The organism is Micromonospora arborensis, from assembly GCF_003205615.1.
Classification (GTDB): Bacteria; Actinomycetota; Actinomycetes; order Mycobacteriales; family Micromonosporaceae; genus Micromonospora; species Micromonospora arborensis.
This window is the reverse complement of the sequence record NZ_PYBV01000027.1, coordinates 171,345-194,672: the sequence shown is the minus strand read 5'-3', so window position 1 is coordinate 194,672 and position 23,328 is coordinate 171,345. Positions and strand designations below refer to the sequence as shown.

General features: G+C 69.2%; 22 protein-coding genes and 1 tRNA gene. 16 read left to right on the top strand and 7 right to left on the bottom strand.

All coding sequences use genetic code 11. From position 1 onward, the window contains the following. The first annotated feature begins 91 nt into the window (after positions 1 to 91). From C7C45_RS21610 to C7C45_RS21585, 6 genes are all read left to right on the top strand, one after another. On the top strand, positions 92 to 1,213 hold the full coding sequence (locus C7C45_RS21610; RefSeq protein ID WP_244200491.1) for a glycosyltransferase: 1,122 nt from the start codon (positions 92 to 94) through the stop codon (positions 1,211 to 1,213). Positions 1,214 to 1,335: 122 nt separating this feature from the next. After that, on the top strand, positions 1,336 to 2,535 hold the full coding sequence (locus tag C7C45_RS21605; protein WP_244200490.1) for a glycosyltransferase: 1,200 nt from the start codon (positions 1,336 to 1,338) through the stop codon (positions 2,533 to 2,535). Positions 2,536 to 2,600: 65 nt separating this feature from the next. Then, positions 2,601 to 3,755, top strand: coding sequence for a glycosyltransferase (locus C7C45_RS21600; protein ID WP_110565495.1), 1,155 nt, complete (start codon positions 2,601 to 2,603; stop codon positions 3,753 to 3,755). Next, positions 3,752 to 4,834, top strand: a complete 1,083-nt coding sequence (locus C7C45_RS21595) for a glycosyltransferase (RefSeq protein WP_110565494.1) — start codon at positions 3,752 to 3,754, stop codon at positions 4,832 to 4,834. Before C7C45_RS21600 ends, C7C45_RS21595 begins: the two co-directional genes overlap by 4 nt. A gap of 13 nt (positions 4,835 to 4,847) precedes the next feature. After that, positions 4,848 to 5,921: a glycosyltransferase family 4 protein gene (locus C7C45_RS21590; protein WP_167454781.1), complete on the top strand. Its 1,074-nt coding sequence runs from the start codon at positions 4,848 to 4,850 to the stop codon at positions 5,919 to 5,921. Beyond that, the gene (locus C7C45_RS21585; protein ID WP_110565492.1) at positions 5,918 to 7,441 is read left to right on the top strand and encodes a flippase; all 1,524 of its coding nucleotides are present in this window, start codon (positions 5,918 to 5,920) and stop codon (positions 7,439 to 7,441) included. Before C7C45_RS21590 ends, C7C45_RS21585 begins: the two co-directional genes overlap by 4 nt. A gap of 21 nt (positions 7,442 to 7,462) precedes the next feature. Here the strand turns inward: C7C45_RS21585 and C7C45_RS21580 are convergent, their stop codons facing one another. Then, positions 7,463 to 9,163 (bottom strand): hypothetical protein, encoded by a 1,701-nt coding sequence (locus C7C45_RS21580; RefSeq protein ID WP_110565491.1) that lies wholly within the window; start codon positions 9,161 to 9,163, stop codon positions 7,463 to 7,465. Between the two features lie 548 nt (positions 9,164 to 9,711). On the opposite strand from C7C45_RS21580, the gene C7C45_RS21575 reads away from it, so the two are divergent. The 3 genes from C7C45_RS21575 to C7C45_RS21565 all read left to right on the top strand — a co-directional run bounded on the left by C7C45_RS21575 (position 9,712) and on the right by C7C45_RS21565 (position 13,206). Then, on the top strand, positions 9,712 to 11,262 hold the full coding sequence (locus C7C45_RS21575; protein ID WP_167454780.1) for an O-antigen ligase family protein: 1,551 nt from the start codon (positions 9,712 to 9,714) through the stop codon (positions 11,260 to 11,262). 79 nt (positions 11,263 to 11,341) lie between these two features. Further along, positions 11,342 to 12,226, top strand: a complete 885-nt coding sequence (locus C7C45_RS21570) for a glycosyltransferase family 2 protein (RefSeq protein WP_167454779.1) — start codon at positions 11,342 to 11,344, stop codon at positions 12,224 to 12,226. Then, on the top strand, positions 12,223 to 13,206 hold the full coding sequence (locus tag C7C45_RS21565) for a glycosyltransferase family 4 protein (protein WP_146247366.1): 984 nt from the start codon (positions 12,223 to 12,225) through the stop codon (positions 13,204 to 13,206). Before C7C45_RS21570 ends, C7C45_RS21565 begins: the two co-directional genes overlap by 4 nt. A gap of 45 nt (positions 13,207 to 13,251) precedes the next feature. Here the strand turns inward: C7C45_RS21565 and C7C45_RS21560 are convergent, their stop codons facing one another. Together C7C45_RS21560 and C7C45_RS21555 are read right to left on the bottom strand one after the other, a co-directional pair. Further along, positions 13,252 to 14,556 carry a sugar transferase gene (locus C7C45_RS21560; protein WP_208641245.1) on the bottom strand — a complete coding sequence of 435 codons (1,305 nt, stop codon included), beginning with the start codon at positions 14,554 to 14,556 and terminating at the stop codon, positions 13,252 to 13,254. Positions 14,557 to 14,857: 301 nt separating this feature from the next. Further along, on the bottom strand, positions 14,858 to 15,931 hold the full coding sequence (locus C7C45_RS21555; protein ID WP_110565486.1) for an LCP family protein: 1,074 nt from the start codon (positions 15,929 to 15,931) through the stop codon (positions 14,858 to 14,860). A gap of 108 nt (positions 15,932 to 16,039) precedes the next feature. Here C7C45_RS21555 and C7C45_RS21550 point away from each other — a divergent pair, with 108 nt between their 5' ends. The 3 genes from C7C45_RS21550 to C7C45_RS21540 all read left to right on the top strand — a co-directional run bounded on the left by C7C45_RS21550 (position 16,040) and on the right by C7C45_RS21540 (position 18,579). Continuing rightward, positions 16,040 to 16,648: a class I SAM-dependent methyltransferase gene (locus C7C45_RS21550; RefSeq protein ID WP_244200488.1), complete on the top strand. Its 609-nt coding sequence runs from the start codon at positions 16,040 to 16,042 to the stop codon at positions 16,646 to 16,648. Positions 16,649 to 16,652: 4 nt separating this feature from the next. After that, entirely contained in the window at positions 16,653 to 17,471 is an 819-nt protein-coding gene (locus C7C45_RS21545; protein ID WP_110565485.1) for an MOSC domain-containing protein, read from the top strand. Positions 17,472 to 17,583: 112 nt separating this feature from the next. Continuing rightward, on the top strand, positions 17,584 to 18,579 hold the full coding sequence (locus tag C7C45_RS21540) for an expansin EXLX1 family cellulose-binding protein (RefSeq protein WP_244200487.1): 996 nt from the start codon (positions 17,584 to 17,586) through the stop codon (positions 18,577 to 18,579). 4 nt (positions 18,580 to 18,583) lie between these two features. Here C7C45_RS21540 and C7C45_RS21535 read toward each other — a convergent pair whose 3' ends face one another. The 4 genes from C7C45_RS21535 to bcp form a co-directional block, all read right to left on the bottom strand. After that, a complete protein-coding gene (locus tag C7C45_RS21535) occupies positions 18,584 to 19,111 on the bottom strand; it encodes a GNAT family N-acetyltransferase (protein ID WP_208641244.1) in 528 nt (175 codons plus the stop codon). Between the two features lie 102 nt (positions 19,112 to 19,213). Beyond that, positions 19,214 to 19,287: transfer RNA gene (locus C7C45_RS21530), tRNA-Leu, on the bottom strand. Then, complete coding sequence (locus C7C45_RS21525; protein ID WP_208641243.1) at positions 19,278 to 19,874, bottom strand: HNH endonuclease signature motif containing protein; 597 nt, start codon at positions 19,872 to 19,874, stop codon at positions 19,278 to 19,280. The genes C7C45_RS21530 and C7C45_RS21525 overlap by 10 nt, the downstream gene beginning before the upstream one ends. Before the next feature lie 30 nt (positions 19,875 to 19,904). After that, positions 19,905 to 20,381, bottom strand: coding sequence for a thioredoxin-dependent thiol peroxidase (bcp, locus tag C7C45_RS21520; RefSeq protein WP_110565533.1), 477 nt, complete (start codon positions 20,379 to 20,381; stop codon positions 19,905 to 19,907). 184 nt (positions 20,382 to 20,565) lie between these two features. Between bcp and C7C45_RS21515 the strand changes: the two genes are divergently transcribed. From C7C45_RS21515 to C7C45_RS21500, 4 genes are read left to right on the top strand one after another with little or no spacing between them, the layout of a single operon-like run. Then, a complete protein-coding gene (locus C7C45_RS21515) occupies positions 20,566 to 21,282 on the top strand; it encodes an energy-coupling factor ABC transporter permease (RefSeq protein WP_110565483.1) in 717 nt (238 codons plus the stop codon). Next, positions 21,279 to 21,707, top strand: a complete 429-nt coding sequence (locus C7C45_RS21510) for a PDGLE domain-containing protein (RefSeq protein WP_110565482.1) — start codon at positions 21,279 to 21,281, stop codon at positions 21,705 to 21,707. Before C7C45_RS21515 ends, C7C45_RS21510 begins: the two co-directional genes overlap by 4 nt. A 16-nt stretch (positions 21,708 to 21,723) precedes the next feature. Then, complete coding sequence (cbiQ, locus tag C7C45_RS21505; RefSeq protein WP_110565481.1) at positions 21,724 to 22,494, top strand: cobalt ECF transporter T component CbiQ; 771 nt, start codon at positions 21,724 to 21,726, stop codon at positions 22,492 to 22,494. Next, the gene (locus tag C7C45_RS21500; RefSeq protein ID WP_110565480.1) at positions 22,491 to 23,249 is read left to right on the top strand and encodes an energy-coupling factor ABC transporter ATP-binding protein; all 759 of its coding nucleotides are present in this window, start codon (positions 22,491 to 22,493) and stop codon (positions 23,247 to 23,249) included. Before cbiQ ends, C7C45_RS21500 begins: the two co-directional genes overlap by 4 nt. Positions 23,250 to 23,328 lie beyond the last annotated feature (79 nt).

The window sequence follows — 23,328 nt, the reverse complement described above, 5'->3', positions numbered from 1 at the left end:
CACGCCCGCCGGGTCCGTCACCACAAGTTCGACCTGAATCTTTGTTGCACCGCACGGGACCGGTGACCCGGTTGCCTGGAAGGGAAAATCAGTGAGCCTCACTTCGTCCACACCCGAAACTGGTCTGCGGCCTCTCGCCGACCGGTCGGTCGCTCTGATCCACGAATGGTTCGGCGCGACCGGCGGTTCGGAGCAGGTCTTCCTGAGTATGGCCGACGTGGTGCCACACGCGGATCGCTTCGTCCTCTGGAAGGACGACGACGCCACGGTCAACCAGGAGATCCACGAGTCCTGGATGGCCAAGACGCCATTGCGGCGCAGCAAGGCGCTCGCGCTCCCCCTGATGCCGCTGACCTGGCGTACGTTGACCCGTAAGAAGTACGACTTCGTCATCTCGTCGAGCCACGCTTTCGCGCACACGGTCAAGATTGGCGACCCGGACGAGACTCGGCATCTGAGCTACGTGCACTCGCCTGCCCGCTACGTCTGGAGCCCCGAGTTGGACCAGCGGGGCGCGAACGCGGTGCTCGCACCGATGCGCGCCGTGCTGCAGGCCGGGGACAAGCGGCTGAGCCGGCACGTCCATAGCTACGCGGCAAATTCGATGGAGGTCCAGGCGCGGATTCGCCGCTTCTGGGGCCGCGATGCCCGGGTGATCAATCCTCCAGTGGAGGTGGAGTACTTCGGCGCGGCTCCACCGGAGGTGCGCAACCAGGACCGCCGCTATCTCCTGGGCGTTGGCCGGTGGATCCCCTATAAGAACTTCGACCTGATGATCGAGATCGCCGCTGCGGCCCGGCTGCCGCTGGTGATTGCCGGCGGTGGGCCGGAGGAGGAGAACCTCCGCAGGCTGGCCGCCCGCGTCGACGTGCCGGTGGAGTTTGAGTTTCGGCCAACCACGGAGCGGCTCCGCGAGCTGTACTGGGGCGCCGTGGCGCTGCTCTACCCGGCGCTCGAGGACTTCGGCATGATCCCGGTGGAGGCGCAGGCCTGCGGCACGCCCGTAGTGGGCTGGGCCCGTGGTGGGCTGCTGGAGACTGTGATCACCGGCGAGACCGGGTTTCTTCTCAACGAGACCGACCCCGCTGCGTACGTGGACCCGATCCGCCAGGCGGCGCTGCTGCCTCCGTCCGGGCCGATGGCGAACGCCCAACGGTTCACGCCGCAAGCCTTCCAGACGAACATTGCCACCTGGTTGGCGGACGAGGCGTAGCCGCTCCGGACACCCCTGGGGGCAGGAGAACCCCGGCCTTGGATTTCCGTGCCGCCTCCCCTAATCTTTCGACGGTTCTGAGTGCGCTGCGAGCTGGAGATGACTTTATGGTGACGGCGTCAGTGCCGGAGCAGGCCCGATTCGGCGAGGTTTCCCTGCCGAACGTGCTGATGTTGGGAACGGCCGAATGGGATTCACCGATCGCGACCAACCAGCACTACGTCGCACGGGAGCTCGCACGCAGCGCGAACGTGACGTTCGTAGAATCGTTGGGCCTGCGTCGACCCAAACTCCGTCGTGACGATGTGGTCCGGATGGCCAGCAGAGTCAAACGGGCCATGCGCGAGCAGGCGGAGACGCCCGCGCACCGGCCTCGCCCGGTCAACGCAGAGATCGTGTCACCCCTCGTGCTCCCGGTGCATCGCGCTCCGACGCTGCCGCTCAACCGGGCACTGCTCCGGCGTGCCACCAGCGCCTGGCTCCGCAGCCCTCACCCGCGCGTCCTGTGGACGTTCACTCCGGTCACGTACGGGCTGGAAGCCACGGCGGACGTAGTCATCTACCACTGCGTCGACCTACTGGCGACGTTCCCTGGCGTGGACGGTGTCGCTGTAGGCCGCGGGGAGAAGACGCTGTCGTCGCGTACCTCCGTTGCTATCGCCACCAGTCAGGCGGTGCACGAGCACCTCGTCACCGCCGGGTTCCCCCGGGTCGAGCTGCTGCAGAACGTGGCGGACGTTTCGGTCTTCACGGCGGCCAGTCGCCCGGCGGCCGAGCGCCGTCCCGCCGTCCTGTTCTCGGGCAATCTCACCGTTCACAAGCTAGACATGCGGATCCTCGAAGCTGTCGCTACCGCAGTTCGTGGTCGTGGCGAGCTGCTGCTGGCGGGTCCACTCGCAGCCGGTGGTGGCAGCTTCGACGCGGAGCTGCGGCGCCTCGAGGAACTCGGGGCCCGCCACCTCGGCGTCCTCACGCCCGCTCAGCTTGCCGAGGTGGCGGGTACGTGCGCAGTGGGGCTCATCCCGTACTCGATCAATGACTACACCCGGGGTGTCAGCCCACTGAAGTGTTTCGAGTACCTGTCCTCGGGGCTGTCCGTCGTGAGCACCGGGCTTCCGTCGGTGACGGAGTTGGCGCGCACGAACCCCCACGTGACGATGGCCGCGGTGGACGACTTCGCCCACCGCGTGGTGGAGCTGCTTCAACCGGTCTCCGACACCGTCGTGACCGATCGGATGACGAGTGCTGCGGAGCACGGCTGGGAGGGCCGCGGCGCGGTGCTGCGGGAGCTCCTGCAAACCGAACTGGCCCGGGGACGTTAGCGGGCAATGGGGCATCGATCAGCGGCCGCTGCGCGGTCGCACACGGGGAATCGGGTGGTGCGGGTATGAGCCGGGTCCTGGTCGTCAGCGTCGAGCCGCCCTGGCCGGCTCAGCATGGAGGGCGGATCCGGACCGCCCGGGTTGCAGAGGCGCTGAGCAAGCATGTCGAGGTGCTGGTCACGTTCCCCGATCATGGCAACCGCCAGGTGGATCCGCCGGTCGAGACCCGTCCGCTGCCCTGGTCACCGCCCTCGACGGTCCGCACCCGAGCCTCCGGTCGACCCCACCTGGGCGGCCACTACATGGTGCCCATCGCCGAATCCCTGGACGCGCTCTGCGCCGACTTCCAGCCCGACGCGGTGTACTGGTCACACTCCTACCTGGCAGCGTGGGCACCCCCGCAGTCCCGTCGGGTGCCACAGATCGTCGAGTTCGCCAACATCGAGAGTCAACGTCTACAGACCCTGGTGACCTCGGCTCAGGGCTGGCAACGGATGGCCCGCCGCGCCGAGGCGGCCAAGGCCGGCTTCTGGGAGCCCAGGGTCGCGGCTCATGCCGAAATCTGTGTCGCGCTCGCGCAGTCGGACCTGGACGTCCTGAGCAAGTGGGCCCGGCAGGTCATCCTGGCCCCCAACGGCGTCGACATCTGGCCGTATGATCCGTCGCCGGCCGACGGGTACGTGCTCGCCTTGGCGTCGTACGACTACGAGCCGAACGTGCTGGCGCTGCGGACGCTGGTGCGGGACGTCTGGCCCCTTGTGCACGCCGAATCCCCCGAGACCCGCCTGGTGGTCGCCGGCCGGCGGAGCGAGGCATTGGCCGAGGAGTTGGCCGGCATTCCGGGGGTCACCATCCTCGGCACCCTCGACGACGTGGCGGAGGCGTACGCCGGTGCGGCGGTGACCGTCGCGCCCGCCACCACCGGCGGCGGTTCACAACTCAAGCTGACCGAGTCGATGTCGCGTGGGCGTTCAGTCGTGATGAGCCCGTTCGCTGCCCAGGGCCTACCGGACGCCCTGCGGGACGCCGACGCCTACTGGTCGGCGGACGATCCGCATTCCTTCGCGATGGCGGTCGTCGACGCGGTGCGTGACCTGCCCACCCGGCACGCGCGGGAGCTGACCGGGTGGCGACGCTGTGAGGCGCTCGGCTGGTCCCGAACGGTCGCCGAGGTGGTTGACTCCATCGCGGCCCTCGTCACCCGAAAGGCGGCCCTGTGATCCGGCGTGTCCACCTCATCGAGTCCGGTGGTCGGGGTGGTGTCTTCAACCACACCGTCGAGGTGGCCGCCGGCCTGGTGACGCTCGGTGTGGACGTGGTCGTCCACACCGCCGACGACTGCGACGCGGCACCTGCCACGGTCCGCCTGTGCCGGTGCGTCAGCTGGCACCGCGCCTCTTCCAACCGGGTGGTCCGGCAGGCTCGGACGTCGGCCCGTTACGTCGTCCGGACGCTGCCGCACCTCCACCGCGCGATCGACTCGAACGACGTCGTCCACATCCAGGGCATGTTCGCGCTGACCCCGGAACTGGTGTCGGTGGCCCGGCGTCGCGCCGCGACCGTCGTCACCAGCCCGCACAACACCTTCGTTCGGTCGAACGCCCCAGGGGGTGGCCGCGCACTGCGCAGCGCGCTCGAGGGCTCCGATCGGGTCCTCGTCTACTCGGACGCCGACCGGCGGCTGCTGCTCGACCGGGGGGTGGCGAACGTCGCGCAGGTTCCCCTGGTGCAGTGGACGCCACCCGCCGACCCGGCGCGGGTCCGACGCTGGCGGGCCGAACTCAACCCGGATGGTGGCCGGCTCGCCCTGCTGCCTGGTCAGGTCCGTGCCGACAAGAATCCGGGGTTGTTCGTCCAGGCCCTGGCGGGCCTCCCCGGCTGGCGGGGAGCGGTGGTCGGCGAGGACCTGGGACCGGGCACGCAGGTGGACGCGCTGGTCGCGCAGACCGGGGCCGCGGTGATGACCGACTACCGCTACCTGGACGTCGACGATTTCACCGCGCTGGTCGCCGCCGCCGACGTCGTCGTCGCGCCCTATCAGATCGCCAGCCAGTCCGGTGTCCTCGCGGTGGCAGCCCGGCTGGGTGTGCCGACGGCGGTGGTGCCGTGCGGTGGGCTGGGCGAACTTGCCACCGCCGTCGCGCGTGACACCAGCGTCGAGGCGGTACGGGACGCCATCGTCGCCGCGTACGACACTGGGGCGCAGCCGCTCGACACTGCAGACGCCGCCGGGCGCTACCTCCACGAGTACAACGCCGCTCAGCAGAGCCGGACCGATGGCCGGACTCGTGTCGGCTGAGAAGAGGACGACCTTGTCCACGCTGACCGTTGCGATGATTTCCGTCTCCGACACCGCCGGTGGCGCGGAAGCACACACCGTCGCGCTCGGGCAGGGTATGCGCGCACGTGGCCACGAGGTCATGTTGTACGGCCAGTGCCCGGGTTGGGAGGAGCACGGCCTCGACCGGCGGGAGATCGGGCTCGGGCCGAAGTGGTCGCGCAAGACGATGGCGGCGGGGCTCCTGAGGGTTCCCCTGGAGCGGCACCGGACGCAGGTCGTCGCCGACGCCTCCATCTACTATCTCCAGTTCAAGCGAGAGCAGATCGCCCTGACCGCACCCCTGTCCCGTCGGGCGCCAGTGATCTGGACCGAACACGGACGATGGATGGGCGGGCCGGCAGGACGCCTACTCCTCGCGGGCTACGCGCGCGCTGCGGAGCATGTTTCCCGGGTGGTCTGCGTCGGCGAGGCCGTCGCACGCGACCTCGAACCGGTGATCGGCCGGGACAAGCTCGTCGTTGTTCCGAACTCGATCGACACGCGGCGCTTCGCCGCTCCACCGGCCGAGGCGCGGGCGGCCCTGCGCGAGCGGCTGCTGCCGCCCCATTTCCAGGATCGCCGGGTCGCCGTCCTCGCGTCGCGCCTGCACGGGGCCAAGCGTCACGACCGGGCGATCGCGGCGGCGCTCGCCAGTGAGAGCGCGCTTGTCGTCGTGGGAGACGGACCGGACCGCGAGCGGCTCGAACGGCTGAGTGCCGGCAGCGCCGACGTGCACTTCACCGGCCATCGCGAGGACGTGCCGGAGCTCCTCGCGGCCAGCGACTTCTACCTCTACTGCGGGGCGGAGACCGACGGCACGCCGACCTGTGTCCTAGAGGCCGCCGCCGCCGGCCTGCCCGTCGTTGCGTTCCACGGCGACCCCGGCACCGAGCTGGTGCCAGGCTGTGGAGGTCTCGTGATCGGTGGTCCATCAGAGTTGACTCCCGGGGCAGCAGAAGGGCTGCTGGAACTGCGGGGCAGCGGGCAGTCGTACGTCGAGCAGCGCCACGGCCGCGAGACCTGGCTGGACGCGTACGAGCAAATCTTTGGGGAGTGCCTTACATGACCGCGACCGACCGAATGACAACTGGGCCGGGCGACCGCGATGCTGCGATGGTCGGCACCCTTCCGGCGGACGCCGGGACGATCGACGAGCCCGGCGGTCCGACCGGCGGCGCCCGGTCGGCCCGTGGCCTGAGCACGGCCACGGCGATCTCCCTCGGGCTTAGGCTGCTGGGCATGGTTGTGGGCATGGCGACCACCTCCGTGCTGGCCCGCTACCTCAACCCGGAGGGGTACGGGGTCTTCGCCCTGGCGCTCACCCTCGGCACGGCGGCGGCGCAGGTCGCCGACATGGGCACCACGATCACCGTGAGCTCCCGGATCGCACGGGAGAAGGCGGCGGCCGGCCGCATTCTGAGCACCGGCCTGGTCATCCGCACGTCGGTGGCGTTCGCCGCGACGGTGGCCCTGCTGATCTGCGCCGCACAGGGGTTGTTCGGCGATTCGAGTGCCGTCGTCAGCGTCGTCGCCATCGCGACGCCGCTGTCTGCGGCGTCCATCCTCACCGCCGGGGCGATGGCACGTTTCCGGCCCGAAGTCTCGGCCATCCTCGCGCTCGTGCAGGGGGTTCTCTGGCTGGTCGCGGTAGTCGTCATCGCGGGTATCGGCGGCGACGTCGTCCTGCTCGCCTGGTTCTTCGTCGCCGTCGTCGTGTTGCAGACCTGCGTCGGCGTGGCGATCAACCGGCGGCTCGTACCACTCGGTCGGCCCTCGTGGGCGGAAGCGGGTCGGATCTTCGCGATGAGCTGGCCGCTCGCGATCAGCGCGCTGGCCGTCATGGCCTACTACCGCCTCGGTTCGGTCATCCTGTTCCATCTCCAAGGAGCTGCCGAGGTCGGCTACTACTCGGCCGCGTACAAGTTCCTGGACGTCGCCCAGCTCGGCCCGGCCATGCTGGTGGCCCCGCTGCTACCGATCGTCGCCAACAGCATGTCAATGGACCCACATCGCCGGACCCTGATCTTCAGCCTGGCGACACGTACCGGGGCAGTGATCGGCGTGGGTACGGCGGTCATGCTGATCGCGCTTGCCCCCGCTCTTGTCGCCTACCTGTATGGCGACGAGTTCGGTCCGGCGGTCGCGCCGCTGATCCTGCTGGCCGTGGCCTTCATCGGCGTCACCCTGGGTTATGTTGGCACGACGATCTGCTCCGCGCTGGGCCTCGTGCGGCCGATCGCTGTCCTGACCGTCTCGGTGGCGGTCGTCAACCTCGCTGCCCAGTTCTGGGCATGTGCCCAGTGGGGAGCCACAGGTGCCGCAGCGGTCGCCGCAGGAACGGAACTGGTCATCGGCGTCGCGACCTGTCTTCTCGCCGCTCGGGCGATGGCGTCAAGGCTTCCGGTGCGCCAGATGGCGAGTGTCTTCGTCGTCGGTGCGGTCACGATCCTCGTACTGTGGCTGGTCCGGCTTCCCTGGCCCGTCGAGGCGGCGTTGGCCGGTGCGATGTTCGGCGGAGCGGTGTTGCTGGCCCGTGCGCTCACCCCTGCGGATCTCAAGCGTGTGCTGTCCCGCAAGGCCCTCTGAGACGCGGTCGGCGTCACCTGCTCAGTAGGTGGCGCCGGTCCGGAGGTTCTGCCAGGTCAGTCGGGAACACACCACCGGCCCTGTCCCACAGGACAGCCGGCCGTTGGTGTTCGTGGCGGTGCTGCCCTCGGCGCGTACGAGCCGGCTGACGTCGACGGCCAGGTCCCGCGCGTACGAGGTCACCGAACCGCCGGAGGACACGGCCACTCCGGGCGAGCCGGGGGCGGTCCGTAGTGTGTCGCCTCGGACGACTGCCGCGCCCGAGCTGTGGACCTTCAACACCCCACCGGTGGTGTCTTCGATGGTGACATCCGACAAGCGCAGGTCGGTGTGAGTGTTCAGATTGACGAGCCAGGGCTTCCCGGCCGTCCGTATGTTGGTCAGGGCCAACTGCGGCAGGGTGTGAGTCGCGGCGGTGGCGGCGACCAGGCCACCACCACGGCCGGCGACGCCCGTGTCCGACACACTCGCCTGACGTACGGCGGCGTCCTTGGCCCACTGCGGCAGCTCCAGGAGGTAGCTGTCGCCGGGGACAGCGGCGGTGACCGCCCGCACGGCGAGGTCATTCACAGTCCCGGCGATCCGCACCAATGAGGCGCCGGCGGCCGCGGCGGTGACGGTCAGTCGGTCCACCCGCAGTCGTTCAACCCGTGCGGTCTGGTCGACGCCCACGACGGGCCCAGCGCCGAGCTGCGCGACGTCGACGCGTTCGACGCTAAGCTCCGCGACGGCCGCGGCGGTACGGGACGCGATCCGCACGAGCGCCCCGTCCGCGCCCGGGTCGGCGAAGGTCAGCTCCCGGATCTGGACGCGGCCGACGTTCGAGCCGTTGAGGTAGAGAACGTGCCGGCCGGGCACCGTGGCGGCAGTGACCCGTTCCACGGTCAGTTCGTCGATCTGACCGCCGGTCGTGCGCCACTCAGCCGTGTCATCGCCGACCCAGAGGACGTTGTTGCGGGCACTTCCGGCGACACCGCGGACGGTGGTGCGGAGCGCGGCGGTTTCCGGCGATCCACCGAGAACCTTGACCAAGGCTGCGGCGGAAGTCACGTCGATGTCCTCAATGTGGGTGTCGATGACCGGCCCTGAGACATCGTCGTACGCCTGCCAGTCGCGGGGTGTGATGGCGACCGTGTCGTCGCCGGTCGACCCTCGCAGCGTGGTGACCCTGGTTCGCACGGCCGGCCCTTGGATGTGCACGCCGTCGGACTGCACAGCGAAGGAGATCCTGTTGACGGTGGCGTCGGTGACGTCACCGAGGGAAATCGCATACTTGTCACCGAAGGTCTTCACCGCGAGCCCTTCAAGCAAGAGGTTGTCGACCCGCCGGAAGCACAGCGTGTGTAGAGCTGGACCGATGCCGCCGGCCAGGTCGGCGCGAATCCAGGTGCCACCGGTTACTCGGATGTTGCGATCCCGGCCGCCGCCCGCGACCGCCATGTTGGTGAGCAGGTTGCAGCCGCTACCTGGCACCAGGGTGACGGTGCTGTCGGCCATGACGAGAGTGGTGTCGCTGTAGACCACGAGTGGGGCACTGACCCGGTACTGGGCGCCCTCGGGGGCATGGATGAGACCACCAGCGCCGATACGGAGCGTTGTATTGAGCGCCGTGGTGTCGTCGCCTCCGGATGGCGTGGGTAGCACGAAGCGTCTCGGCCGCGGCGCGTCACTGGCCAGGGCCAAACAGCCGGTGCCGACGAGGAGGCTGCGGCGGGTGATCATTTGCGGCTCCGAGGGTGATCGGCGACCTCGTCAGGACGCCGGGGCAGCGCACCCGGTAGGAGACGGGTACGCACAGCCGTCGGCATACTACTGAAAATGCCCGGCCAGCGGTTCGCCTGGGAGAAACTTCCGCTGGCGTCGGCCGGCGTGTTGCCTGATACTGTGTGCCGCGACGGTCGGTGGGCCGTCAATTTCGACCTACGGCAATGCACAACCGCTCTGGTCGCAGGATCGCCCCGCTGGGCCGTCCGGCGACTGCCCTGGCAATCGGTTCGGCGTTGTTCTCAGCGGGTTTCATGGCGAAGGCGGCGATGGGTTCCAGAGGAACGGCGGCTGAACCGGGCACCGGGGCCGCTGACATTGATCCGTCCCGCCAGCCCGTCGATCGACCCGACGCCAGGGCAGGGCGCGAGGGCACAGCCGTTCGATCAACCGCAGCAGGATGGCTGTCGCGGGCCGTCGGTCCGCTCGCTGTCACCATCCGTCGGCCGCTCGGCTGGGCGTCCCTCGCAGGGGCGGCATTCTCTGTCGCGTACATCCTCTGGGCCGTGCCGTCAGCCGTCGGGGTCGTATTCGCAGCGACGCTGCCGTTGCTCGTTCTCCGCCTCCCACTGGTGGGCATCGTCCTCGTGGCGGTGCTCGCCCAGGAGATCGGACCGAACGGGCGCTTCGGGGCCCTGACGACGTTCGGTCATCAACTGTTTCTCGCGGGAAAGATTCCCGCTGTGCTGCCGCTCGCGGTGACGGCGGTCCTCGCGGCTGCCGCCCAATGTTGGCCGCCGAGGCACCTCCGCCTCCGGTCGACTGGGAGTGTCCTGCTCGGCCTCGCCAGCGCCCTCGTCGCCCTGGCCGCTGGCAGTGGGCTGGTCCACGGACAGTCGGTCTTCTCGGCCGTCAACCAGAACGCCCGACCCTTCGTCCTACTCGTCATGGGTCTCGTCCTCGGGCTGAGCCTGCGGATGCTACGGGACGACCGGCGGAGCTTCGCGGTCATGATTGGCGCTGGCTTAGCCGCCCTGTTGGTCGGTGCCGCTGTCGCGATTCGACTGGGCGAGGTCGCCGACGACCGGCTCAGCGACTACTTCGTCTACTACGACTCGGCGCTGCCCGCCATCGCGGTCGCCGCATTCGGCGGAATGCTCGGCGACCGTGGATGGCGCTGGGACTGGCGGCACATGGTCGTGGCCGTCGCCGGGCCGCTGCTCATTCTGTTCAGCTTCCGGCGCAGCGTATGGCTCGCCGCAGTCGTTGTCGGCGTCGTCGCCTTCGTGCTCTCGTGGGCGCGGTGGAGGCTCATGCTCAAGCAGTTGACCTTCGCCGGGCTCATGGTCGCGGTGGTTGTGCTCGCCGCGCCAGGCCTTGCCGCGGACGTCGGTCTGCGTAGTGTGGGCAGCTTCGAAACAAGCGGCGGCGATGACGGCACCGTAGGTGGTGCCTGGGTGGCAGGCAGCGCGCCAACGAGTCCGGCCACGGTCAGCGGGTCGAGTCCAACCAATCCGATCCCGAGCGGCGCAACAGAGCCCGCTGGTCCGACACCGCCGGCCGCCGCGCCACGCCCGTCCCCGAAGCCCCCCGCCGAGCAGGACAGCGCCGGGCACCAGGCGGCGTCAACGAGCGGACACATAAGCGATCTGCGGGTCGGCTGGGACCATGTCCGGGCGAACCTGTGGACCGGGGTGGGGCCGTCGTCGCCGCAGCTCCCGGGCCTTGCCGCCAGCGCCTCCACCCGGGTGTACGTGCACAACGAGCTGCTACAGGACTGGCTGCGCTACGGCGCCGCGGCACCGGTGCTCGTCTTCCTCTTCCTGTCGGTCGCCGGTATCGCGGCCCTGGGGCGTCTGCGTGATCGGAGCAGCGACGTCGTCGTCCGGGCCGCGGCGGCCTTCTGCCTGATCGCGCCACTGTGTGTCATGACCGCGCCGTTCCTGTCCGAGACGAGTCGGTGGCCGTTGCTGATTGGCGCCGCCGCCGGAATCGTCGGCCAGGCCACCGGCAAGCAACGTGGGGACAACGTCCGTCGCGAGGAACAGCAGCGCCCAACCGACGGCAGTACGGGGGCCATCGGGTCCAGTCCCGGTCTCTGGGCGCCACGTTCGTGACATCGAGATCCGAAGCAGGTCCAGTGCGCAACAGATCCTGGTCGAGCGGGGTGTGGAGGTCATGGTGCAAGGCGTACCGATGAGTGGGCACGAGGCGAGCCCCGCGGGCGCGGCCACGGTGTCCGTGGTCGTACCCACCCGTAACAGGAGTGAGCTCGCCTACGCGCGAGCACAGTGGGCGCTGTCTCAACCCGTCGTTCGAGAGGCTGTTTTCGTCGTCGACGGGAGCGCGGACGACACCGCGACCCGGTTGCAGAGCCTCGCCGATCAGGACGCCCGGCTCCGTGTCATCGTCAACGAGCGCAACGTCGGCCCGCCTAAGGCCAAGAACATCGGAATCCGCGCCGCCACGTCGGAGTGGGTGTTCGTGATTGACGACGACGACGTGCCTAGCACCAATCTCATCGCCGAGCTTGTTCAGGTCGCCAACGAGGCGGGTGCCGACGTGGTTGGCGCGCCCTGGTTCAACATTGGCGAGGGTGAGGACGTTGAGGACCGCATCGCGCGAGCGCCGAGGTTGCCCGGTGGCCCCAAGCTCGAGCAGCCCGGCATCTTCCCCACGTCGGCCTGGACGGACTGCGTCTGGATGCATGCCAACGCCCTCTATCGGCGGTCGGTTTTCGCCGCAGCGATGTACGACGAGTTCTACTCCGGCAACTACTACCGCGAGGAGACGGACCTCTTTGTGGCGGCAGCGCGGGCGGGGCACCGGGTGGTCGTGACGGACCGCGGCTACACCTACATGCGCTCCCGCGCCGGTGGCGGCATCGACCGCGCGTCCAAGGCCCGCTACGAGTACTTCGTGGTCCGCAACAACTGGTACTTCCTCCGTAAGCACGGTGCCTGGCTCCGTGAGCAGGGTCTGATCCGTGGCTCGGGCCATGAACAGTTGTCGTTGATCAGCCGACGGACCAAGCCCCTGGCCCGTGCCGCCGGCCGGCGCCTCACCCGGTGGGCACGATGATGAGGGTCGCGGTCGTCAGCCCCGATCCGACGAGCAGTTCGGGGGGCGTGGAACGCTTCTGCCACACCCTCAGCGACGTGATCGGGCGGCTCGGAGGTACGGCGGAGGTTGTCGGCGCCGCTGATCTGGACTCGGTCGCCCACGATCTGGTCATCACGAATGGCATGGTCAGCCGCCGGACGTCGGCACCGCGGATCCACGTCTACCACGGATGCTGGGTGGATCACGTCCGGCTGGGGACCAGGACCAACGCGTACTCCATCCAGTGGCGAACGCAGTTCCTGGTCAAGGGCGCGGCGAAGGAGATCTGGGCGGGTGCCAACGCCTACCGGGTCGCCGTGTCGCAGCCGACCGCCGAAGAGGTGGAGCAGTGGTACCGGTTCCGGGTCCACCGGGTGATTCCGAACGGGATCGACACCACGACGTTCGGTATCGGCGACCGCGACACCGCACGCGGCCAATTGGGGGTCTCGCCGGACGAACGGCTCGCCCTCTTCATCGGACGCGCCGAGGCACGCAAGCGACCTGACATTGCGGTCGCTGCCGCGTCCCGGGCTGGCTACCGCCTGTTGACCGCCGGCGTGGGCACCGTTGACGGCGCGACCAGCCTGGGTGTGCTGTCTCCAGCGGAGCTGCGCACCTGGATCCAGGCTGTCGACTGTGTGCTCGCACCAAGCGACTACGAGGCGTGCTCACTCGCCATCCTGGAGGCGATGGCGACCGGTACCGCGGTCCTGGCCACGCGGGTGGGTTACGTTCGAACCCTCATCGACAAGGTGCCGGGCTACCGCGATCTGACGGCAACCGCCGGGGACCTGGACGAGTTCACCCGTGCGCTCACGCTGCTTCCATCCGGCGCACAGGCCGTCTCGGATGTCACCGCGTTCGTGCGGGCGGAGAACAGCCTCGAACGCTTCGCGGAGCACTGGTCGGCGGCGATCAACGAGGTGATGAAGAGGACGGCCACGGTCGGCAGTTGAGTTACTGCCGACGGTGGCCGACCTCTGGTCACCCGCTTCGTGCGATCAACGGCCTCCGCCGCGGAAAACCTCTGAGATGGTACGCAGGACGACCTTGATGTCGAGCCAGAGCGACCAGTTCTCGATGTAGTAGTTGTCGAACCGCGCCCGGTCGGAGATCGGCGTGTCACCACGCAGACCACTGACCTGGGCGAGCCCGGTCAACCCCACGGGGACGCGGTGCCGCATCGCGTAGTTCGGGTACTCCGCGGAGAACTTCTCCACGAAGTACGGCCGCTCCGGCCGCGGCCCGACGACGCTCATGTCGCCGCGCAGAATGTTCCACAGTTGGGGAAGCTCGTCCAGGGACGTGCGGCGCATGAACCGGCCGATCGGGCCGACCCGTCGGTCGTTCGCGATCGACCAGTTCGTCTGCGACTCGGTCTCGTCGACCGGGCGCATCGATCGGAACTTGACGACGTTGAACGGCTTCCCGAACCGGCCGATCCGCTCCTGGTAGAAGAAAATCCCGCGACCCCCGTCGATGAACGTCGCAAGCGCACACAGCAGCAGCACCGGGCTCAGCAGGAACAGGGCCAGGCCGGAGAACGCCACGTCGGAAGCCCGCTTGATCGCCCAACGCGGACCGGAGAGCGAGATGTCACCGACCTTCACGATCGGGATCGCCCCGATGTGGTCGGGATACCCGCCCTGCGAGCGGGAACCCCACAAGCGCGGCACCTCCCACAGGTCGCAACGCGAGCTGTGGGGCAGCAGGAGAGTGTCCATCAGTTCCGACTCCCGGCAGTCCGGGTCGGCGATGACCAGCACCTCACACTTCAGCACCCGGACCAGCTTCTCCAGCTCGTTGAGGCTGCCGAGCAGCGGAAGTACAGCCGAATCCTGCTGTGCCGTCACGTCGACGCAGCCCACGAAACGCAGGCCGTACCGCGGGTAACGACGCAGCAACCGGGCCAGCTCCAAGGCGACCGGGCCGCTGCCGATGATGATGGCGTTGTGCTCCACCCAACGACGCTTGCGCACCAGGATGGTGAGTGCCCGGCTGAGCGCCCGACCAACGATCACCAGGCCGGCGGAGATGGCGACGCCCCGCATGAAACCGCCGACATACTCAACCGAGGAGTGACGCTCCGCAGCGATGATGGCCACCACTGCGGCGGACGCCAGTAGGCGCCCGACGATGCTCGGCAGCTCATCGAGGATGCTCACGTGCCGGCGGGCCTGGTAGAGCCCGCCGGCCGCGAAGATGGCCATGGTGAGCCCGGCGTTGACGAGGGTGCCGCGCCAATAGTCCTGCGATATCAGCAAAGGAAATAGCAGCGCCACGATGTCGATCGGAACCGTCATCATCCAGGCCCGTAGCAAGCGCGTCCGCGATGACGTCCGGGTTGCCGCGTACGGCAGGACCGCGGTCGTTTCCAGACCGGGCCGGGGCACCGGTGCGGTCTTGGGTGTCGTCGCCGGCTCGACCGAGCCGGGTTGTTCGCCCGTCCATGGCGTGGGTGTGCCGGGACGACTCGTCGTTGAATGACCTGACATGGTCAACCTTCCCCGTTGGTCCTTCGCGCTGGGCACTATCGAGCCGAAGGGCGAAGGAAGGATATGACCAGGTCAGAACCGCCGCCATAGACGAAAGGGCGAATCTGGTCGTCTACTTTGCTGCGGCGGCAATTTCCTCCACCGAGTCGCGACGCACCGCGTCGAACACACGCTCGGCCTTCGGCTTGTCAACGAAAACGACGCTCTCGGTGCCAACCCGGCCGGTGCCGCCCGTGGGGCAGGTGAGGAAGGCGAGCTGGCCGCTGCGCAGGTGCCGCAGCTGCATTGCCAGGTCGACCAGGGACATCGACTCGTCCACCGCGACGGCGTCGGCGGTGGCCCGGACGAATGAGTTCAACTTGGTGGGGCTGGCCAGCGTGCCCCCGGAAGCGGCCTTGTCCAGGATCGCCTTGATGACCTGCTGCTGGTGCTTGATCCGGGTGAAGTCGCCCTCGGCGAACGCGTACCGCTCGCGGGCGTAGTCCAGCGAGGCCGCTCCGTCCATGGTCTGCCGGCCCGCGACGAACTCCCGTCGGCCGTCCGGGTTCAACGAGTGCTTCGACGTGAAGCCCTTGTCCACGGTGATGTCGATGCCACCGAGCGCGTCCACGATCTCCTTGAAACCCGCGAAGTCAACGATCGCCACGTGGTCGATGCGGACGCCGGTGAACTTCTCCAGGGTCTGCACCATGAGCGGAACGCCACCCCAGGCGAACGCCGCGTTGATCTTGGCGTCCCGCCCGCCCCGCCCCTGTGGCGACTTCGGCACGCTGATCCAGCTGTCCCGGGGGATCGAGATGAGCTGTGCGCTCTGCCGGTCCTTCGGAAGGTGGGCCAGGATGATGGTGTCGGTCCGGGAGCCGGACTCATTCTCCGGATCGCGTGAGTCGCTGCCGAGGATCATGATGTTCATGGCACCCTTGGCGTCCTCGACCACCTGTGGGCGGTCGGCCTCCGGGACACCCTCGAACGCGTCGACGCGTTCGATTCCCGAGTTGATCGAACGGAAGTACAGGCCTCCGGCGACCATGCCACCACCACCGAGCAACGCAAAGACCACGAAGGTGATCAGCGCGATCTTCCGCCACCGGCGACGCCGCGGACGCGTCGCCTCAGTCGGCTCAGGTGGTGGCTGCGCGTCAATAAACTGGGTCTCGGGCTCCGCGTACTCCTGGCGATACTGCATGCCGCGATGCTACTGATTGCGGGTTACAGCCATGTACCCCCATCCGGGCCAAACGGTGCAACATCCTGACCGAAAGACTTTTCCTACGAACGGTGGCCTGAACCTGCTGTGAAGCATCGGTGGACGCTACACAGCTCCGCCGAGCCATCGCCCGCACTCGACTCGCCCCCCGTCGCCGCGTTCCCCAAGCGGCTCGCCCGGGTGGCCCGCCACGACGCCAAGGTGCTGCGCATCTCGGCCCGTTGGCTGGTCACCTCCCGCGAACATCACAACTACACGTACGAGCTGACCACACTCAGCCGCCACCACCTGGCCTGGTTCGTCAGCGTGGTCTGCGACGGGCCGGTGCGGCAGGTCCGTGGCTGGCTCGACGAGGTCGAGTCCGACCAGACGCTGCGGCGACACATCGAGCAGGCGACCGCCCCGGCCGCGCGTCGGGGCCTCGTCGACCTGGCGATCGGCGACTCGATCGCCTCGATCGGCGCACTGGAACGCCACGTCGACCTGTTTCTGAACGACAGCGACCACAGCCGCACCCACGAGAAGCGCGAGTTCGACGCCGTCGAGTCGAAGCTCGCCCCCGGGGCGACCCTGCTCACCGACAACGTCACCAGCACCAACGTGCTCGCCGAGCGCACCGACCGGCGGTTCCTCGCCTACCGGGAGAGTCCCGCCAACCACTGGTACCCGGGCGACGGGATCGGCGTGGCATGGTGACCGGGTGCGGCTGACCTCGATTCACACGTACCCGGTCAAGGGTTGTCACCGGGTCGACCACGACGGCGCGTTCGTGCAGCCGTGGGGCCTGGCGGGGGACCGACGCTGGATGGTCGTGGACGCCGACGGCGTCGGCGTCACCCAGCGGGAAACCACCCGGCTGGTCGGTCTGCGTGCCAGCGTGCGCCCTGGGGGCCTGTCGCTGCGCGCCGACGGGCAGCCCGACCTCGACGTGCCCGAGCCGACCGACGGTGAGCCGGTCGGGGTGCGTACCTTCCGTAGTCGCACGTTCCCGGTCCCGGCTCTGCCGGCCGGTCCGGCGGCCGACGACTGGCTCGGCGCGCTGCTCGGCCGACCGGTCCGACTGGTCTGGTTGGCCCAGCCGACCCGCCACCTGGCCGCCGAGGCCCGCGAACACGACACCGGCGACCAGGTCAGCTTCGCCGACGCCTACCCGCTGCTGCTGGCGAACGCCGCCTCCCTCGACGTCCTCAACGACTGGCTGGCCGAGGCGGGGGAGGAGCCGGTGCCGATGACCCGGTTCCGACCCAACCTGGTGGTCGAAGGGGCGCCGGCCTGGGCCGAGGACGACTGGGTCGGCCGGTCGCTGCGCATCGGCGACCTGCGGTTCCGCGCCGCCGGGCCGTGTGACCGCTGCGTGGTGACCACGACGGACCAGGAGACCGGGGTACGCGCCAAGGAACCACTGCGCACCCTCGGACGACACCGCAACGTCAAGCAGAAACTCCTCTTCGGACTGCACCTGGTGCCGCTCGACAGCGGCCAACTGGCGGTGGGTGCGCCGATCAGCACCGCGCCCTGACCGGGGTCGTCGACCGGCGATCGGTACGCGCCGATCACCGTCCGTCGATGTTGTCTTAGCTTTGGCTTAGCCGGCTTGTCCGCCCGCGCCCGGGTCCGGCAGCATCGCCGTCGTGACGGACGGAAGCGTTGTCGACATCGACATCGACATCGACCTGGACCATGCTCCCGAGGCCCGGCCCGCATCGTCGTCCAGGCCGATGCCCTGGTTGGTCGCCACCGGCGTCACCGTTCTCGCGGCCGCACTCGGGGTCACCCTGACCCTGCGGTCCGGCTCCGCCCCGGCCTGCGCCGCCGGTCGGACGCTCGCAGCCGCGCCGCCCACCGGTAACGCCACGCACAGCGGCAAGGCGAGCTTCTACGACTCGAACGGCGCCGGCGGCAACTGCTCGAATCCCGCTGCCCCAGCCAACCGGCTCTACGTCGCGCTCGGCCCGACGGAATACTCCGCAGGTGCCGCCTGCGGTGGATTTCTCGACGTGACCGGTCCGAAGGGCACGGTCCGAGTGCTGATCATGGATCGGTGTCCAGAGTGCGCGCCCGGGCATCTCGACCTGTCCCGCGAGGCATTCGCCCGGATCGCCGACCCGGTCCAGGGTCTCGTCGCCGTGACCTACCGGGCGGTGGTCAACCCGCCGCTGCCCGGACCACTCACCTTCCGCATCAAGGAGGGCGCGTCGCAGTGGTGGTTCGCCGTCCGCGTCGGTAACCACGGCAACCCGTTGCGTTCCGTCGAGGTGCGGCAGGGTGACAGCGGTCCGTGGCGGTCGGCCGCCCGGCAGGAGTACAACTACTGGCTGCTTGCCTCCGGCGCCGGGCCCGGCCCGTTCAGCGTCCGCGTCAGCGACGTGTACGGAAACCGGGCCACCGTGGACGGCATCCGCATGGCACCCGGGCAGGTACAGAACAGCGCGGTCCGGATGTACGCGCGCGGCGCCGTCGCGGCCACCCCGCGCCAATCCGCGACGACCCGGCCGCCGGGCAACCGGCCCACCGGTACGCCGACGCCGGCCCGTCGTCCGGTCGAGGTGGCGAGGGCGAGCGCCGCGGCCACCGACCCACCGGCCACCAGCCCGGCCGCGGCGAACGCCCGTTGGTGCGCAGCCTGACCGCTCAGTCGACAGGCGTCAGGTCGAGCCACATCAGGATCTCGTCCCGGTCGTCGTCGGCCGCCAACCGCAACGCGCCCGGCAGGCGGCCGATCTCCCGATACCCGAGGCGGCCGTAGAACTTGTCCAACCCCAACCCGTCGCGCAGCGTGACGTGCAGCGCCTCGTGGCCGAACTCCCTGCCCAGCCGGGCGGCCTCGGTCATCAGCGCCGAGCCGTAGCCGGCGCCCTGGGTGTCCGGATGGACCATCACCCGCTTCAGCACGCACCAGTGAGCCTTGAGCGGGAAACGGTTGTCACCGAAGATCAGCATGGCCACCAGCCGGTCGCCGGAGTATCCGACCAGCAGCCGATCCGGTCCGTCGGCAATGCCGGCGAAGGTCGGGTCGGCGGTGGCCTGGACGTCGGCGGCGGTCACCGGCGGGACGAACCCGACCGCGCCGCCAGCGTTGCTGACATCCGCCCAGAGGTCGACGATCTCGGCGCGCAGCTGTGGGGTCAGATCGGGGTCGAGGACGAAGCGCAGACTCACGCTCGCCATCCTGACTCAGCGACCAGGCCCGCGACCCGCGACAGTGACGCGCCCGACAACGTCGCTCGTCGAGCCGCGTTGCCTGGTCAGGCCGACGATAAGTGGGGCCGACGGGATTCGAACCCGCACTGGTGCGGACCTAAACCGCATGCCTCCTGCCGTTGGGCTACGGCCCCTTGATGCTGTACTCCACCAACGTCCACGGCCACTCGCGTTGCCGAGGCAGTCGCCTACCTATCCGGAAGCCGGTCGGAGTAACCGCATCAGGATCGTAGACCACCCCAGGCTCGATCCGGGCGGGCCGTCGTTGACCAGCGTACGTGGAGGTCTGGCTGTGACAGTTAGGGCACAACAGTCGGAGATTGCGTGGCCGGTTGTCGAGGAAATCGCCATTGATGTGGTCCACGTGCAGCGTCAGCTTGCAGCCTTGCCACGTTGACCCGGTGCCGCAAACCTCGCAGCTCTCGGGGAGACCGATTGTTGCCAGGGCGCGTTTGAGGCGGATCCCGGGGATTCGGCGAGAGCCCTCCGGCAGCACGACCAGCAGCTCTGTGGGGGACATCCGTCGCCAACGAACCCCTCGGTTGTGTGCCTGGCCAGTGAAATGCGACGTGTCGATGTTGAAGCGTTTGAGCTGGCGACTGATGTGTGCGTGCGAGCCGCCGCTGACGTGTACGCCGAGCAGCCGCATCACCTCGGTGATGTTCCGTGCGGCGGCTGCCGCGGCGGCGAGCGCTTCGGGAGTGTATTTGTATCGGACCACTGACAGAACGTATCGGCCCGGTACGACAGGTCAGTCCAGGCCGAGGTCGCGGCGGAGCTTGGCGACGTGCCCGGTGGCCTTGACGTTGTAGAGCGCGCGCTCGATCTTGCCGTCGGCGTCGATCACGAACGTCGAGCGGATCACGCCGGTGACGGTTTTGCCGTACAGCTGCTTCTCGCCGTACGCGCCGTAGGCGGTCAGCACCGCCTTGTCCACGTCCGACACCAGCGGAAAGGTGATCGCGTCGCGCTCGCGGAACTTCGCCAGCTTCTCCGGCTTGTCCGGGGAGATGCCGACGACCTCGTAGCCGGCGGCCTGGAGCGAGGCGAGCGAGTCGCGGAAGTCGCAGGCCTGCTTGGTGCAGCCGGGGGTCATCGCGGCGGGGTAGGCGTACAGGACCACCTTGCGGCCTCGCAGGCCGGCGAGCGAGAGCTGGTCGCCGGTGTCGGTGGTGAGGGTGAACTCGGGCGCGGGATCACCGGGGGAGAGACGGTCGGGCACGGTCATGGCCCGACGATACCGCCGGCCCGGTGGCTGACGTCGCCGGCAACGCGCGGTGGTGGCGCACCCGTCACCGACCGGCAGAGTGATCATCACCTCGCGTTGTTGCCAGAGTCTGGCAACAACGAGGTTTGGGAAATAGGCTGACGCACGCTGGCCCGGCCGGGCCCGCTGACGTGTGGGAGGTCGCGTGGAAACACTGGCGATGCACATCTCGAACGGGATCATCGACGGTCCCGTCGCGGCGATCTTCGCTGCGCTCGCTCTTGCCGCGCTCACCGCCTGCGTCCTGCGCGGCCGGCGCGACCTGGACGACCGGCTGGCCCCGATGGCGGGCCTGGTGGCCGCGTTCATCTTCGCCGTCCAGATGCTCAACTTCCCGATCTTCACGGCCGGCGTGAGCGGCCACCTGCTCGGTGGCGCGCTCGCCGCCATGCTGGTCGGCCCGTGGGTCGGCGCGCTCTGCGTGTCCGTGGTCCTGGTCGTGCAGGCACTGATCTTCGGTGACGGCGGCGTGGCGATGCTCGGCCTCAACATCACCAACATGGCGCTGATCGGCACCGCCGCGGCGTACGTGCTGATCGCGGTGCTGCTGCGGGTGCTGCCCCGCACACGGGCCGGGCTGGCCGTCACCGCGTTCGTCGCGGCCACGCTCAGCGTGGTGGTCGCGTCGCAGGGGTTCGTCCTGGAGTACTGGCTGGGCGGCACCACCGACCTGGGCAACAACCTGACCGGCCTGGCCGGCACGATGGCCGGCGTCCACCTGCTGATCGGCATCGGCGAGGGCCTGATCACCGCGACCACCGTGCTCACCGTCGCCAAGGTGCGACCCGACCTGGTGTACGCGCTGCGCTCCCTGCGCGCGCCCGCCACCCCCGCTGTCCCGGTCGCCGGAGGTGTTCGATGAAGAATCGCTCGTGGGCCTTCCTGGCCGGTGGCCTGTTGGTCGCCCTGCTGCTCGCCGGTGTGGTCAGCAACTACGCCTCATCCCACCCGGACGGGTTGGATTCGTCCCTGCTCAAGGGCTGCACGGTCGACGCCGACGACAACATCGTCGGCGGCAGTTGCCCGGCTCAGCAGGCACGGGACCACGAGTTCGCCGACAGCCCGCTCGCCGACTACGGCGTGCGGGGTGTGCAGAACAGCTTCGTCTCGACCGGCCTCTCCGGGGTGCTCGGGGTGCTTGTCACCTTCGCGATCGGCGCTGGCGGCTTCTGGCTGCTGCGCCGTCGGGGCACCACGCCCACCGGCGGCGACGCGACGACGTCCGCCGAGGGCGCGACGCCCGCCGCGGACGACGCGGCGACGTCCCGCGCCGGCACGGCCGGCTGAGCAGGGGGTACGCGTCATGGGTGCCGGTCACGGGCACGTGCTGTACCGCGAGTCGGACTCTCCGGTGCACCGGCTCCCGCCCGAGGTCAAGATCGTGGCGATGGTGGTCTTCACCATCGCCGTGGTGGCCACCCCACGCACGGCGTTCTGGGCTTTCGGCGCGTACGCCGTGCTGGTGGCGGCGGTGGCGGCGCTGGCCCGGGTGGGGCCGCGGTGGTTGCTCAGCCGGGCGCTCATCGAGTTGCCGTTCGTGCTGTTCGCCGTCGCGCTGCCGTTCCTCGGCAGTGGCGAACGGGTCGACGTGTGGGGCCTGCGGCTGTCCGAGGACGGGCTGCACGGCGCGTGGAACATCCTGGCCAAGGGCACCCTGGGCGTGCTCGCCTCGCTGCTGCTCGCTGCGACCACCAGCACCCGGGACCTGATCGTGGGGCTGGACCGGTTGCACTGCCCGCAGGTGCTCACCCAGATCGCCACGTTCATGCTGCGCTACCTCGACGTGCTGGTCGGCGAGGCGCGGAGGATGCGGGTGGCCCGGATCTCCCGGGGCGACGACCCGCGCTTCCTGTGGCAGCTGCGCGGCTTCGCCGCCGGGATCGGGGCGTTGTTCCTGCGCGCCTTCGAGCGTGGTGAGCGGGTCTATCTGGCGATGGTGTCGCGGGGTTACACCGGGCGGATGCCCGCCGTGTGGCAGGGCGATGGCGCGGCGAGCGTCGGTCAGTGGCTGGTCGCGGCGACCGTGCCGGTGTTGGCGGCCTCCATCGCCGCCACGGCCCTCGTGCTGACATGATCGGTGTCGTGCAGACCGCTGTCTCCCTGGACGTTCGTGGCGTTCGGTACGCGTATCCGGACGGGCACGTGGCCCTGCACGGGGTGGACCTGAACGTGTCGCGCGGTGCGCGGGTGGCGCTGCTCGGGCCCAACGGCGCGGGCAAGACCACGCTGGTGCTGCATCTCAACGGCATCCTCAGCCCGACCGAGGGCAGCGTGAGTGTCGGCGGGCTGACGGTCACCCCGGACCGGGCGACCCTGGCCGAGGTGCGTCGCCGGGTGGGCATCGTCTTCCAGGACCCGGACGACCAGTTGTTCCTGCCCACGGTGGCGGAGGACGTGGCGTTCGGGCCGGCGAACCTGGGTCTGCGCGGGGCCGAGCTGGCCGCCCGGGTGGACGAGGCGCTCGCCGCGGTGGGGATGGGTGAGCACCGGGACCGGGCCCCGCAGCATCTCTCGTTCGGGCAGCGCCGGCGGGTGGCGGTGGCCACCGTGCTCGCCATGCACCCGGAGATCCTGGTGCTCGACGAGCCGTCGTCGAATCTGGACCCGGCGGCCCGCCGTGAGCTGGCCGAGATCCTGCGCGACCTGCCGGTGACCCTGCTGATGGTCACGCACGACCTGCCGTACGCGGCGGAGCTGTGCGAACGTTCGGTGATCCTCGACGGTGGCCGGATCGTCGCCGACGCCCCCACCCTCGACCTGCTGAATGACGCCCCCCTGCTGACCCAACACCGCCTGGAACTCCCCTACGGCTTCACCCCACCCCGGTAACCCCACCCCATCCTGGTTGATCATGGGGTTATTGCCCTCATCCCGGCGTGTCGGGGGCAATAACCTCATGATCAACGCG

Bases quoted from the DNA above. Each gene is read 5' to 3' on its own strand.
- C7C45_RS21600 (WP_110565495.1), top strand. From the start codon at position 2,601: ATGAGCCGGGTCCTGGTCGTCAGCGTCGAGCCGCCCTGGCCGGCTCAG.
- C7C45_RS21585 (WP_110565492.1), top strand. From the start codon at position 5,918: ATGACCGCGACCGACCGAATGACAACTGGGCCGGGCGACCGCGATGCT.
- C7C45_RS21580 (WP_110565491.1), bottom strand. From the start codon at position 9,163: ATGATCACCCGCCGCAGCCTCCTCGTCGGCACCGGCTGTTTGGCCCTG.
- C7C45_RS21570 (WP_167454779.1), top strand. From the start codon at position 11,342: ATGAGTGGGCACGAGGCGAGCCCCGCGGGCGCGGCCACGGTGTCCGTG.
- C7C45_RS21565 (WP_146247366.1), top strand. From the start codon at position 12,223: ATGATGAGGGTCGCGGTCGTCAGCCCCGATCCGACGAGCAGTTCGGGG.
- C7C45_RS21560 (WP_208641245.1), bottom strand. From the start codon at position 14,556: ATGATGACGGTTCCGATCGACATCGTGGCGCTGCTATTTCCTTTGCTG.
- C7C45_RS21555 (WP_110565486.1), bottom strand. From the start codon at position 15,931: ATGCAGTATCGCCAGGAGTACGCGGAGCCCGAGACCCAGTTTATTGAC.
- bcp (WP_110565533.1), bottom strand. From the start codon at position 20,381: ATGACCGTGCCCGACCGTCTCTCCCCCGGTGATCCCGCGCCCGAGTTC.
- C7C45_RS21510 (WP_110565482.1), top strand. From the start codon at position 21,279: ATGAAGAATCGCTCGTGGGCCTTCCTGGCCGGTGGCCTGTTGGTCGCC.
- cbiQ (WP_110565481.1), top strand. From the start codon at position 21,724: ATGGGTGCCGGTCACGGGCACGTGCTGTACCGCGAGTCGGACTCTCCG.
- C7C45_RS21500 (WP_110565480.1), top strand. From the start codon at position 22,491: ATGATCGGTGTCGTGCAGACCGCTGTCTCCCTGGACGTTCGTGGCGTT.